The organism is Levilactobacillus lanxiensis, from assembly GCF_016861655.1.
GTDB classification, from domain to species: Bacteria; Bacillota; Bacilli; order Lactobacillales; family Lactobacillaceae; genus Levilactobacillus; species Levilactobacillus lanxiensis.
On sequence record NZ_BOLN01000001.1, the window covers coordinates 65,337 to 77,850 of the forward strand.

Genomic DNA, 12,514 nt, shown 5'->3' on the forward strand with positions numbered 1-12,514 from the left:
ACATGACAGAAATCTTAACGGTCATTCGCGACTTTACCGTTTATGGCAACCGGGATGAGGATCAGGTTCCCTACGGCCTCGACTTACCTAAAATCAGCGCACAATTCGTTGGCGTGAGTCCCGCCATGGCGTTTGACGTCCACAACCAACCGAAACTAGCCCGCGACAAAGAACGCCAACTTCGTAAAATTGAAACCGCTATCCGCACGGAATTTGAAGCGGACATCGCTAACCTGGGTAGCGACGACCTGAACGCAAACCTCGCGACCATGCAACACCTCCTCACGACTTTCAAAGAGCGGCTCGAACAAGACTTTTTGGTTAAGGACCAACTCGACTTGGAAAGCCTGACCACGCACGGTGAATGGCTGGCCTACTGGCAAGAAGATGCGCCCATGGTCAAGGCCAAGGAACAGCAACAGGAAAATATGCCGAATGACTTTTAACACACTATATGACAAAGGAGCTGTGACCCAATCGTCACGGCTCCTTTTTACTTTCTATGCAGGAATTCCTGCGCTGATTCGGTCAACGATCGTTTGCACGGCATCAATCGCATGGATGTTAGAAATCCCTAAACCAAATGAGGCGTACCCCTTACTCAGGTCACCGACCAGCATCCCCTGGCGCATACCATCATACGCATTAGAGGCCTTGAAGATTTCCTGACCGGTTGCGCCAGCTTGGTTCATCTCCATCAAATGATTGGGCAGTTCGCCCGGCAAGGACCGGTAGTAAGCTGGCTCTGACCGGTACATTAACATGTCATCGGCATTAGTCGTAACACCTTGTTGTTTGATGTTCTCGGCCATCCGCGATTCTTGACTCATCAGAAAGGCCGTGCCACAGTACACACCTTCCGCACCGAGAGCAAAGGCAGCCTTCGCCGTCCGGGCATCCGTAATGCCCCCAGCGGCCATGATTGGGGTATGATCAACCGCATCGGCTAATAACGGCACGATGGACAGGGTCCCCACCGTTCTTTCGGGGACGGTCCCCCCTTCGTCAAACCCAGTGGCTACAATGACGTCGGCACCATTGGCTTCGGCTTCTTGAGCGTTCTCAACGGACGGTGTGATGTACCGGTAGACGATTTTGACCCCGTGTTCGTGTAATTCCTTGAACAGCGTTGGGACGATTGGCCCCACGTAGGCCACGACCGGAATCTTTTCGGCATAGATCAGCTCTAGCGTTGGCCGCGTAAAGGTATCGGTCTTAGGATCGCCGGTGGGTCCAAAGTTCAACCCAAAAGGCTTGTCCGTCAATGCCTTGGTCTTGTGGATTTCTGTACGCATCCGCTCAATCGTCTCATCTAAGGACTTGGTGCCCGTGGTTTGGCCCGCGTTGAACCCCAGCATTCCTAAGCCACCGGCATTACTAACGGCGGCCACCAATTTAGCATCCGTCAACCACAGTAGTGGTCCCTGAATAATGGGTTTCTCAATTCCTAAAATATCGCAAATTCGATTGGTCATGACTATTACCTCCTGGGTGATTTTTGATTATTTTTAATTTGTAAGTCTATTCACAAGTGCTATTATATTAGCAAAGAACGTGTTTGACCAATACGGATTCATTTTTAAAATATAACCAAAGTGTAATAACCTATGACCAAAGGAGCCTTATCCCATGAATCGTCAACGAACCTTGTTAAGCATTCTACAATCCGTCGAATTTTCCGCCACTATCTCAGAAATTGCCGACCGACTTTACCTGAGTCAACCCTACGTGAGCCGCATTTTAAAGGACGAAGAAACCAAGTTCGGCGTTGTCCTGATCAACCGCCGTGACAAGCCCATCGAACTCACCAAGTTTGGCGTTTTTATTCTCGCTAGTTTGAAAAAAATCGCCAGTGCTGAGGACAGTCTAAACACAGGCATTGAAAACCTCAAGGCCCAGCAATCTCGCCCCATCCGCATCAGCAACGGGAATCCCTTTCTGACTGAGGACATTATCGACGCCATCACGCGTTACCTGGATGCCCATCCTCAAGCCAACATTGAACTCGCCCAATCGCAGACCCGCCATGTGGCCAGCGACTTGGCCGAGGGCGCTATCGATATTACCATTGGTCAACGCTGGAACGCCGCGGACATTGAGATCACCGACCTCCCCTCGCCCGTTTTCTATCTGCCGATTGCCGACTCCTGTCAGCCATTCGATCCCAGCACGCTTTATCTGCCCTTGGAGGACGACACGCTGACCAGAATGGCGGAGTGCCGCTACGTTGGGCTTTCTGGCCATTCCGAATTTCAAGCCTACGTGGATAACCTCTTCAAGCGCGTCGGCATTCACCCCCGCAACCAACTCTTCTTGCCGACGCCGGCCAGCGCCCTGAAAACCGTCTTCAACATGACCAATGCCACAACCATCACGACCCGCAAGCTGGCCGAACGCCACCTGCCCGCGGGCCGCTACAACCTAATGCCCCTGCCAACCAACTTTATTCGCACCGACACCTCCATCATGACCCTGACCACAGCGGATCAAACGATTCAACAGTTAGCCCATTTTTTGACTGATGAACTGGTACGGGCAATTCGTTAAAGCCGTCACTAAAATAGCTCCCACCACTTACGGTGAGGAGCTATTTTTAACGACTCATCAACTTTTGCCAGCCAAGCATCCCCAGCAACCCGACTAAAACTAGTGGCGCCAACACAACGCCCAAGAAATCAATCAACCGGCGAACCAAAACGTCAAAATCACCAGTGTGACTGGTCGGCCGTTTAACACGCACGGACCCACCCATCAAGAACGGCCCACCCATGTGCACATAGATATGTTGATTCTGAAGTGCGGCCGAGGCATCACCAACCTGTGGCACCCTGCGTCGGTAATGGCGCACAATCACTTTTTCACCGACAATGCAGATCACCGGAAAGAGCCCCACCAGGTTAAACGTCAGGTACCAGGAAACACCATCCCACACCGGCACAAATTGGCCGAATACCAAGCGACAATCAACCAAAAGTCCCAGCAGGTAAGTAACCAACCCCAGTGCGTAAGCCAGCCAATAGTTTCGTAGTCGTTTAAAGTTATCGTCGATGATGAAGTCTTGCTTTTTCACCGCCATCATCCCCTTGAATCGGATTGAAATTTGCGTAAATTATACCTAGCGATATCTTCGAGGCGTTAGCCCAACACATGGGGATGCACGATGAACTCCCTAACCTCAATCGACAGCAAAAGCAGCGCCCACCATTAACGTGAGCGCTGCCTTTTGACTACATTTGTGTAATTAACGTTCAATCAAATCTGATAAAAACGACTGTCTGTGGGCTAAACCAGTGTCAGCCGCAGGTATGGTGAAAATGAGCTCAGCCGTGGGAGTTTTCTTAGCGGTTTACCGCTTAGAAAACTGCTACCTTTGAGACTCGGGTTAGGAGGCTCAAAGTAAGTCTGGAGACCGCCTTTTGGCTCCAGACGGGCGCCCACAGCGAACCGGTCTCATTTGCACCATGCCGGAGGCGCTGGCTAGAACTGTTCAGCCATCAGCTTGATAAAAATGGGTGCGAACCACGTCAGTGACCAGAGGCGGGCCAAGCCGCCCAGCTGTGTCGATGGACTTAGCTGAGGTTTCTCACTCAGCTTAGCCCATGGGACAACCTTTGAGACCGCACTTCGGCTCAAAGTTGAGGTGGAAGCCCGCTTCTCAGGCTGGAACCGACCCCACAGCAGGGCCGCTTGAGCCCGCCGTCGGGAACGAAAATCGTACACACACATTTTTACTCAGTGACTGCGGCGCTTAAGTTGACCTTTTCGCCAGCCACGTCAATCGTCAATGGTTCCCCACTGATCAGCTTGAAGTGTGGACCATCAGCGTGAACGCTGACTTCGATCAGACGACCACGGAAGACTTGACGGAAGCTGTAGCTCTTCCATTGCTTAGGCAGGAATGGCGCAAAGTGTAATTGGCCATCGCGAACCCGCATGCCAGCGAATCCTTGAACCACGGCAATCCAACCACCGGTCATGGCCGTGATGTGTAAGCCATCGACCGTATCGTTGTTGTAGTTGTCCAGGTCCAAACGTGCCGTCCGGTTGTACAATTCAACGGCCTTGTCTTCGTAGTGCAAGTCAGCGGCTAAGACGGAGTGAATTGCGGGAGACAGACTTGATTCGTGAACCGTCAGTGGTTCGTAGAAATCAAAGTTTGACTTCTTTTGTTCCGGCGTAAAGTCGTCGATGAAGTCCCAGATACCTTGGAGCACGTCCCCTTGCTTGATGTAAGGTGAACGCAAGATCTTGTCCCACGACCAGTTTTGGTTGATTGGGCGTTGCCCGTCTGGAATAGCACTGACGGGTTCGATGTCCTTGTCCAGGAAGCCATCGTGTTGGACGAAGATGTTCAAGTCCTTGTCGTAAGGCAGGTACATCCGGTCAACAATATCTTGCCACTTGGCCTTTTGGTCGGCAGAAATGTTCAGCTTCTTAGCCGTTTCCTTGTCAACCTTGCCCAAGATTTCCAACGTGTACTTCAACGTCCACTGGGCCAAAATGTTGGTGTACCAGTTGTTGTCAACGTTATTTTCGTATTCGTCAGGACCCGTGACCCCATGAATCATGTACTTGTTGTTACGCTTGCTAAAGTGTACCCGGTCGGCCCAGAACTTAGAAATTTCGGTCAAGACCTTGGCCCCTTCATGCAGGACGTAGCTGGTATCGCCGGTGTAACGCGTGTAGTTGTAAATGGCGAAGGCAATGTCACCGTTCCGGTGAATTTCTTCGAAGGTGATTTCCCATTCGTTATGGCATTCGATCCCGTCGAACGTCACCATTGGGAAGAGGGCACCGTCTAAGCCTTGTTCCTTGGCGTTGATGTAGGCACCGTCCAATTGCTTGTAACGGTACATCAACAGGTTGCGGGTCACTTCGGGGTTCGTGATTCCCAGGTAAACGGGAACGGCGAAGGCTTCAGTATCCCAGTAAGTGGCACCACCATATTTCTCACCCGTGAACCCTTTAGGCCCAATGTTCAAGCGAGAATCTTCACCATAGTAAGTGGAGAACAGCTGGAACAGGTTGAAACGGATCCCCTGTTGCGATTCATCGTCGCCGTTGATGACAACGTCGGACTTTTCCCAACGCTTGCCCCAGATGCTGGTGTGGGCGTCGAACAACTCTTCATAGGAAGACTTGGCAACCTTGTCGCTAAGTTCATGCATCGCGGCCGTTAATTTTTCTTGGCTGTCGTAGTCACGGGAAGTCACCACGATAACCCGCTTTTCCAATTCAGTCGTTGCTTGTGGTGCTAAACTCCCGGTGTAGGCGTTGACCACTTCTTTGTCGTTCGGTTGGGTAACGGCGACGTTCTTAAGATCCGTCACGGTCCGCATTTCCATCCCAGAAGTGAATTGTGGGGTGCCAAATGGGTTAGGCGTCGTCTTGGCAACCACGCTACCGCTGTCTTGGCCTTGTTCTGCGGCTAAGACGTCCCAGAAGCGTTCGTCGTAGTTGGCTTCTTCGTTCTTAACATCGGCATCGATGCTTGGCTTGATGGTGACGTCAACGCTGGCGTCGCTCAAGTTCTTGACCGTGACCTTTTGAACGGAGAGTTCTTGTTGGGACACACTCAGGAAGCGTTGGAAGGTCAAGGCAACCTTGACGTCCCCGCGTTCAACCGTGAATGACCGGTTCAAGACACCCTGTTGCAGGTTGAGGTCCAAGGTGAAGTCGCTAAACTTATCCTTGGCTAAATCAACGGCTTGACCATTGATTTCGATGGGTAATTTGATAAAGTTAACGGCATTGACCACTTTACCAAAGTACTTGGGATAACCGTTCTTCCACCAACCGACCCGGGTCTTGTCTGGATACCAGACACCACCTAAGTAAATGCCTTGCAAAGAGTCGCCAGAGTAACCTTCTTCAAAGTCGCCCCGCATCCCCATGTAGCCGTTACCTAAGCTAGTCATGGATTCTTGAAGACGCTTGTCTTGGGGGTCAAAAGTATGGGTAATGACGTTCCAAGGTTGTACCTCAAAAATACGTTTCATGGTAAACATGTCTCCTTTTTTAAGTGTGTTATTTTTGTTTAATGAAAAACGACCCAAGCGCTCAGCCAAAATGGTTAAACCCTCAGGCCGCCCCAGCCAAAGTTCCTTTGACCAGTTTATTTACAATGTTATAAATAGTTCCGCCTCCGGGACCCTGTAAATGGGATCGGAACGCTGTGGGCGAACGCCCGGAGCCAAGGAGCGGTCTCCGTGCTTACTTTGAGCCGCCACAGCGTCTCAAAGATATCAATCTTCTAAGCGGCAAAGCCACTAAGAAGATTCCCACGGCTGGACCCATTTACAGGCCCCCTGCGGCTAATACTGGTTTAAACATTGCGGTAACCTACTATTGATCAACAGGTAATCGATAAGACAAACCAGTATCACAATGACATCATACAAGCTAACGTCAATCAACTTGAAGCAATCAGTCAAAGAAAAGAATTGACCGGTTTAAACCGATGTTAGCCGTGAGGGTGAGAAAAATGAGCTCAGCCGGGGGATTTACTGAGCGCACTGCTCAGTAAATGGCGACTTTGAGACTCGGTCTAAGAGGCTCAAAGCGAGCCCGAAGACCGCCCTTCGGCTTCGGGCGTCCTGCCCACAGCGTTCCAGTCTCATTTTTCTCACCCGGTAAGGCGAATTAAACATCCGTTTAAGCCTTGTAAGTTTCCTTGATGGCGCCGACGGAGATAGCACCGATAGCCATGATGATACCAGCTAACAAGAACATGTTGGCTTGGGCACCACCGAGCAGTGGGAACAAGGCGAAACTAGCTAAGGAAGCAACGATTTGTGGCAAGCAAATTGATCCGTTGAACAACCCCAGGTAAGTCCCCATGTGGGCACCGGACAAGGCGTTGGTAACCATAGTCAATGGGTAAGTGTTCATCGCAGCCCAAGCAATCCCAACTAAGATAAATGACACGATCAAAGCGTATTGGTTGTGCAGGAAGAAGACGGAGATAAACCCAAGGGCCCCTAAACCTAAGCTCCCGGCGTAACCCAATTTGTGCACGTTGTTTGGTAACTTAGCCAAAACGTATGACCAAACCACAGCGGCGATAGATTGAACGGCGGCTAAGACCCCGTACCAGTTACCAGCAGCCTGGTAGCCAGCGGATGCGGCGTTCGTCGTGTGCCAAACGTTGGCAGCGATAGCACCGGCGGAGTAAGTCCACAGGTATTGGAAGGCAACCCAGCAGAAGAATTGAACTAAGGTAACGGTCCAGAAGACCTTAGGCGCAGACTTCAGTAACGTCCACCAGTTCCCACCTTCAGCGTTATCTTCCTTGGTAATGCCATGGTATTTTGCATAAGTATCTGGATCATATTCGTGAACCCGGAAAATTGTGAATAAACTCGTGATAACCAACAGGACAGCCCCAACATAGAAGGCAACCTTAACCGTTGCGGGCACAACCCCTTTAGAAGCGGTGTTGGCAATCCCAATTGCGGCGAACAGGAATGGCAGGATGGCGGCTAAAACGGCACCCGTGTTGGATAAGAAACTTTGAATCCCGTAAGCGTAACTCTTCTGGTCATCGTTGACCATGTCCCCGACCATCATCTTGAACGGTTGCATGGCAACGTTAGAAGACAAGTCCAGGAAGGCCACGGTAATGGCACCGAACAGTAAGGCAGCTAGTGACGCGTACCCGAAGCCCATACTCCCTGAGTTAGGCAACAGGCACATGACAATGACCGCGACAATCGTCCCAAGTAACAGGTAAGGTAACCGGCGGCCGCCCCACTTTGGTGCCCAAGTTCTGTCGGAATAGTACCCGACAATCGGTTGCACAATCAAGCCGGCCAATGGTGGCAAGATGAAGAACCACCCTAAACTGTTAGGATCGGCCCCAATGGTTTGGAAAATCCGACTCATTTGGGAACTTTGTAACGTGAAGGCCGTTTGAACCCCCAAGAAACCAAAGTTGATCATCCAAATTGTGCTGGCAGGCAGTTTAGGCAGGCCACTTTTGGGCTTGGCTTCAGCTGTTGGTGCCTTTTCAGAAGCAACATCTGACATGTGAAAACCTCCTAAAATCTCATTTTTAAATAATTGCTGAAAACGATTACATGAATCATTATTGCACCGGATTGAAATTAATGCAACCGTTTGCGCAACTTTTTTTGGAACTTTTTTAAAGCGCTTTTATACCGCTGACAATTAAAAAAGGCCTGCCGACTGGATTTATCGCCAGTCGTGCAGGCCCTCACAATCTATTTAATTTCGTACGGAATTCTGATCTGTCCAGGGGTCGGTGTGTCTAACGGTTCCCGGTCACTAAACAGCAAAGCCACGGTTGCCGAACCCATTTTTTCCGGGAACAAGTTCACCGAATGCAAATCTGCATCCGTCAAACCCGTTGGTAGCGAGTGGTTGAAGCTGACCACCGGAAAATTACGGATGCTGGACTGTTCGCGAACCAAACGATAAAATTCAATCGCGTTAAAGTCATCGGTCGCCATGATCCCATCAATTTCTGGATGTTGCTTAATGAACAAGCGGGCCCGATTGACCTCGCCTAACTTGCAGGTCAACGGCTCCACGTTGAAACTGGCGGCGACACGTTCGTATCCCTGACGCCGTTGTTGTTCATAGGCCCAGTCGTGCGCCGACTCCACGAAGACGGGATGCTTAACCTCTAGCTGGTTCAACAGGTAGGTGGCCCCGCCAATCCCGGCCTGTAGATTATCGTTGTCCACGAAGTAGTCGTTGGCGTTGTCATCCGGCTGACCGATCGTCACGAACCGCAAATGGTGCTGACGCAGGAAGGCCGCAATCGGATCATCGTGGTGCGCATACATCAGGACAAACCGCTTGATTTTCCCTTGAACGACCATCGATTTGACGTTCTCCAACAAGTCTGCGGACGTCTTACTGATGGCCACGGACAACACGTAATGTCGTTGCGTGAGCTGCCCGTTGATCCCCCGTAACAGGTCAATGTAGAACGGGTTCTCGGGATGGCTGTGATCCGCGGTCGGAAAGACCACCCCCACGGCATTGGCTTCCCCCGCCGTTAAATTTTTCGCATTATAATTTGGTAAATACCCCTCCGCCTCGGCCAGCGCCTGGATGCGTTCCCGGGTCGCCTGACTAATACGCGGATTATTATTTAAAGCCCGTGAGGCGGTCGACACTGAGACCCCGGCCTTCGCGGCAATATCGCGGATAGTTAACATCTTTTTGACATACTCCTTATTCATCGTTTGATTCGAACCGTCTAAATGAGAACACCAATTTCGTTCCCGACGGCGAATTCAAGATGCCCTGCTGTGGGGCCCGCCCCCAGCCTGAGAAGCGGTCTGGGGCCTCGCCTTGAAACCTCGCTAAAACCCGCGAGTTTCCAAGGTCGTCCCGTGCTCTAAGCTGAGGAAATCACTCAGCTAAGACCACCGACACAGCTGACCATCTTGATTCGCCTCTGGTCACTGACATTAGTGTACTCATTTGACACTAGCGAACAATAATCACGATACCGAATCAAACTGCTTTGACGTTATGTTTATTTTTAATAATTTTAAGTATATTGATTGACTAGTCCATCAACCGTATTGGTCCATCATGTCCATGACGCCAATGATTTGGGTGAAAAAACGCTTGCTTGCAGATTACACTGTCCACCGGCCGGTGAAAATGCGCCAGCGAGGACAGTATGAGTGACCAGAGGTGGGGCAAAATGCCCGGCTGTGTCGGTGGCCTTGGCTGGAGTTTTGTTCCAGCCTAGCCCACGGGACAACCTTTGCGACCGCTTTTCAGGCGCAAAGTTGAGGTGGAAGCCCGTTTCTCAGGCTGGAACCGACCCCATAGCAGGGCGTTTTGAACCCACCGTCGGGAACGCCATTACATGCCCACAGCGTCACGGCCCATTTTCACCGGCCCGGAGGCAATGACAACGACCAAACACCACCAAGCCAGCGGTCTTGATGAAACAACCTTACCATAGAACCGGCGCCATTGAAACTTTTTCCGGGTTGAAATGGTTACGCATTGCCCAGGGCAAACAAAAGGTTCCAGCCGCAGACAACTAGCTGGAACCTGATTGACGACCACTTGGTTAAGTCGCCTTACTTTTTCTTGGGTTTCTTTTCGTGCCGACTGGTCAGGCCGTTTTCTGGATTGAGCGGCAACGTGGCCACAAATTGACTCCCGTGCGGCTGGTTATCCCTGACCGCAATGGTGCCGTGATGCAGGCTAACAATCCACTGGGCAATCGACAAGCCTAGGCCATTGCCACCGGTTTGGCGACTCCGGGACGTGTCAACGCGGTAAAACCGGTCAAAGATTCGTTTGCGGTCTGCCAACTGAATGCCGATACCTTGGTCGGCGACAATCAGTTGCCATTTACGGTTGACCAACTTGGCTGTCACCGTGATGGTACTGCCCTTAGGCGAATACTTCATGGCGTTATCAATCAGGATATTCATCAATTGATGGATTAAGTTCTGATCCAGCGTGGCCTTGAAATCGGCCACGGGTTCCATGACCAACTTTTTCCCTTGACTGGCAGCGATTTCCGTGTACGGTTCCACGGTCCGGTCCAAAAACTGGGCAACGTGGGTCGCTTCAAAGTTCGTTTGTAACGTATTGGAATCCGACCGCGCTAGCGCCAACAGATCCTGGGTCAGCTTCTGAAGTCGCTGACTTTCACTACTGGCAATCGCAATATTTTCCGCCTGATCAATAATTTTATCGTTCGGTTTCGTCAGGAGGAGTTCCAGCTTATTTTGGATGATGGTCAGTGGCGTCCGCAACTCGTGCGCGGCATTACCCACGAACTCGGTCTGCCGGCCCCACGACCGGAGAATCGGCCGCATGGTCAAGCGTGACATCCACATGCTCATCAAGATCGACAACAGCCAGAAGACCCCCATGGTGATCAACATGACCTTGGTAAACGTATGCATGGCGGCCTTTTGCGGGTCAATATTTTCCATGATGAGTAGGTATCTGCCCGCCACCGTCTTGTCCGTATTACTCTGCGGCACCTTCACCAGTAACGTTCGAAAATTATACTTGCCGTTGATGACAATCGAATGGAGTTGGCCCTGTTGTGAGGTGTCCAGGACCACATTTTTCAGCGTCTCGTAGCGCGAGCCCAACTGCGTTTTGTTTAAGATCTTGCCATTCGTGTTAAAAACCACCGTCGTGGTCATGAACGGATGAATGGCGGTTCGGTGCAGGGCCTGTTGGGCGTCCTGTTTATCCTTTTGAAAGGGTTGTGCCGTCTTCTGTTGTGGCGGTCCCGCCAGCCGGGCACTGCGTTCGACGCGCAGTGTCTGATCCGTCGTGGTCAGAATCGTTCGCCGAAACAGCACGAACACAATGACGCCCAGCAACACGAAAATCAGGGTAAAACCGATGAAACTGCTCCAAAAGAGCCGCCACTGCTGGGCGCGATTAACTTTATTGCTCATCTGGGGCCTCCACGATGTACCCCGCATTCCGGATGGTCCGCAACGACAGGTCACTGCCGGCATTCTTCAGCTCTTTACGCAGGTTACTCATATAAACTTCGACCACGGACAGACTGGTCTCGGAGTCAAAGCCCCACAGCCGGTTGAAAATTTGTTCCTTGGTGATAATTGTCCCCGGATTGGCCACCAAATAGGCCAGCAAATCAAATTCGCGACCCTTCAACGTCAAGGGGTCCCCGTTAAAGGTGGCTAGATGCTTGCTGGTGTTGATTGCCAACTGGCCGAGCGTAATCACATCCGAGCTATTCAGATGGCCTGTCCGCTTCAATAGGGCCTTCATGCGGGCAAGTAATTCCTCTCGGTGGAATGGCTTGGTGACATAGTCATCGGCCCCATCATTGAAGCCCCGCAACTTATCGGCAATCGTATCCTTAGCGGTCAAAATCAGTACGGGGGTCTTGATACCCTTATTTCGGATGTGTAAAAGCAGGTCCAGCCCACTTTCACCAGGGAGCATCAGGTCCAAAATGATGGCATCAAAGACATCCTGGCTGGCTAAAAACTCTCCCTGTTCGCCATCAAAGGCGGTTTCGGTTTCACAAATTGGCGAAATTAATTCGACAATGTCCGCGGATAATTCCTTTTCATCTTCGACAACTAATACCTTCGCAGTAGTACTCAACGGGCATTCCTCCTAGTAATTTGGTTTGATTCATTTTAAATTGGTCGTTGTCCGCGCCTCCGGGCTGGTGAAAATGAGCCTCGTCGCGTCCGTTCCCGGCGGTGAGCTCAAGGCGCCCTGCTGTGGGGCCGGTTCCAGCCGAAGGGCGGGCTTCCACCTCGACTTTGAGCCACAAAGCGGTCTCAAAGGTCGTCCCATGGGCTAAGCTGAGAAAAATCGCTCAGCTAAGGCCATCGACACAGCCGGTCACCTTGGCTCACCTCTGGTCACTGCCACGACTGGCTCATTTCCACCAGCCCTGCGGCTCACACGGATTTGACACGGACCAACCACAACTGTTATTTCAGTGTACATGCCAGTGTGCCGGTTGACACAGCTGATCACTAACGGCGTGCTTTCAAAATATATT

General features: G+C 51.3%; 9 protein-coding genes. 2 read left to right on the forward strand and 7 right to left on the reverse strand.

Translation table 11 applies throughout. The features are described 5' to 3' along the window. Positions 1–2: 2 nt before the first annotated feature. Entirely contained in the window at positions 3–446 is a 444-nt protein-coding gene (locus JUF22_RS00260) for a hypothetical protein (RefSeq protein ID WP_203642295.1), read from the forward strand. A 54-nt stretch (positions 447–500) separates the two neighbouring features. On the opposite strand, the gene JUF22_RS00265 is transcribed toward JUF22_RS00260, so the two are convergent. Then, positions 501–1,475, reverse strand: a complete 975-nt coding sequence (locus tag JUF22_RS00265; RefSeq protein ID WP_203642296.1) for an NAD(P)H-dependent flavin oxidoreductase — start codon at positions 1,473–1,475, stop codon at positions 501–503. A 154-nt stretch (positions 1,476–1,629) separates the two neighbouring features. Here JUF22_RS00265 and JUF22_RS00270 point away from each other — a divergent pair, with 154 nt between their 5' ends. Further along, the gene (locus JUF22_RS00270; RefSeq protein ID WP_203642297.1) at positions 1,630–2,547 is read left to right on the forward strand and encodes a LysR substrate-binding domain-containing protein; all 918 of its coding nucleotides are present in this window, start codon (positions 1,630–1,632) and stop codon (positions 2,545–2,547) included. 46 nt (positions 2,548–2,593) lie between these two features. Here JUF22_RS00270 and JUF22_RS00275 read toward each other — a convergent pair whose 3' ends face one another. The 6 genes from JUF22_RS00275 to JUF22_RS00300 form a co-directional block, all read right to left on the reverse strand. Next, entirely contained in the window at positions 2,594–3,070 is a 477-nt protein-coding gene (locus JUF22_RS00275; RefSeq protein WP_203642298.1) for a hypothetical protein, read from the reverse strand. A 658-nt stretch (positions 3,071–3,728) separates the two neighbouring features. Next, complete coding sequence (locus tag JUF22_RS00280) at positions 3,729–5,999, reverse strand: glycoside hydrolase family 65 protein (protein ID WP_203642299.1); 2,271 nt, start codon at positions 5,997–5,999, stop codon at positions 3,729–3,731. Between the two features lie 655 nt (positions 6,000–6,654). Next, the gene (locus JUF22_RS00285; RefSeq protein WP_203642300.1) at positions 6,655–8,028 is read right to left on the reverse strand and encodes an SLC45 family MFS transporter; all 1,374 of its coding nucleotides are present in this window, start codon (positions 8,026–8,028) and stop codon (positions 6,655–6,657) included. 194 nt (positions 8,029–8,222) lie between these two features. After that, a complete protein-coding gene (locus JUF22_RS00290) occupies positions 8,223–9,188 on the reverse strand; it encodes a LacI family DNA-binding transcriptional regulator (protein ID WP_203642301.1) in 966 nt (321 codons plus the stop codon). A gap of 885 nt (positions 9,189–10,073) precedes the next feature. Continuing rightward, positions 10,074–11,423 (reverse strand): sensor histidine kinase, encoded by a 1,350-nt coding sequence (locus JUF22_RS00295; protein WP_203642302.1) that lies wholly within the window; start codon positions 11,421–11,423, stop codon positions 10,074–10,076. Continuing rightward, positions 11,413–12,105 (reverse strand): response regulator transcription factor, encoded by a 693-nt coding sequence (locus JUF22_RS00300; RefSeq protein ID WP_203642304.1) that lies wholly within the window; start codon positions 12,103–12,105, stop codon positions 11,413–11,415. The genes JUF22_RS00295 and JUF22_RS00300 overlap by 11 nt, the downstream gene beginning before the upstream one ends. Positions 12,106–12,514 lie beyond the last annotated feature (409 nt).

Excerpts from the sequence above, each read along its gene's own strand:
- JUF22_RS00260 (WP_203642295.1), top strand. The coding sequence starts at position 3 with ATGACAGAAATCTTAACGGTCATTCGCGACTTTACCGTTTATGGCAAC.
- JUF22_RS00265 (WP_203642296.1), bottom strand. The coding sequence starts at position 1,475 with ATGACCAATCGAATTTGCGATATTTTAGGAATTGAGAAACCCATTATT.
- JUF22_RS00270 (WP_203642297.1), top strand. The coding sequence starts at position 1,630 with ATGAATCGTCAACGAACCTTGTTAAGCATTCTACAATCCGTCGAATTT.
- JUF22_RS00280 (WP_203642299.1), bottom strand. The coding sequence starts at position 5,999 with ATGAAACGTATTTTTGAGGTACAACCTTGGAACGTCATTACCCATACT.
- JUF22_RS00285 (WP_203642300.1), bottom strand. The coding sequence starts at position 8,028 with ATGTCAGATGTTGCTTCTGAAAAGGCACCAACAGCTGAAGCCAAGCCC.
- JUF22_RS00290 (WP_203642301.1), bottom strand. The coding sequence starts at position 9,188 with ATGTTAACTATCCGCGATATTGCCGCGAAGGCCGGGGTCTCAGTGTCG.
- JUF22_RS00295 (WP_203642302.1), bottom strand. The coding sequence starts at position 11,423 with ATGAGCAATAAAGTTAATCGCGCCCAGCAGTGGCGGCTCTTTTGGAGC.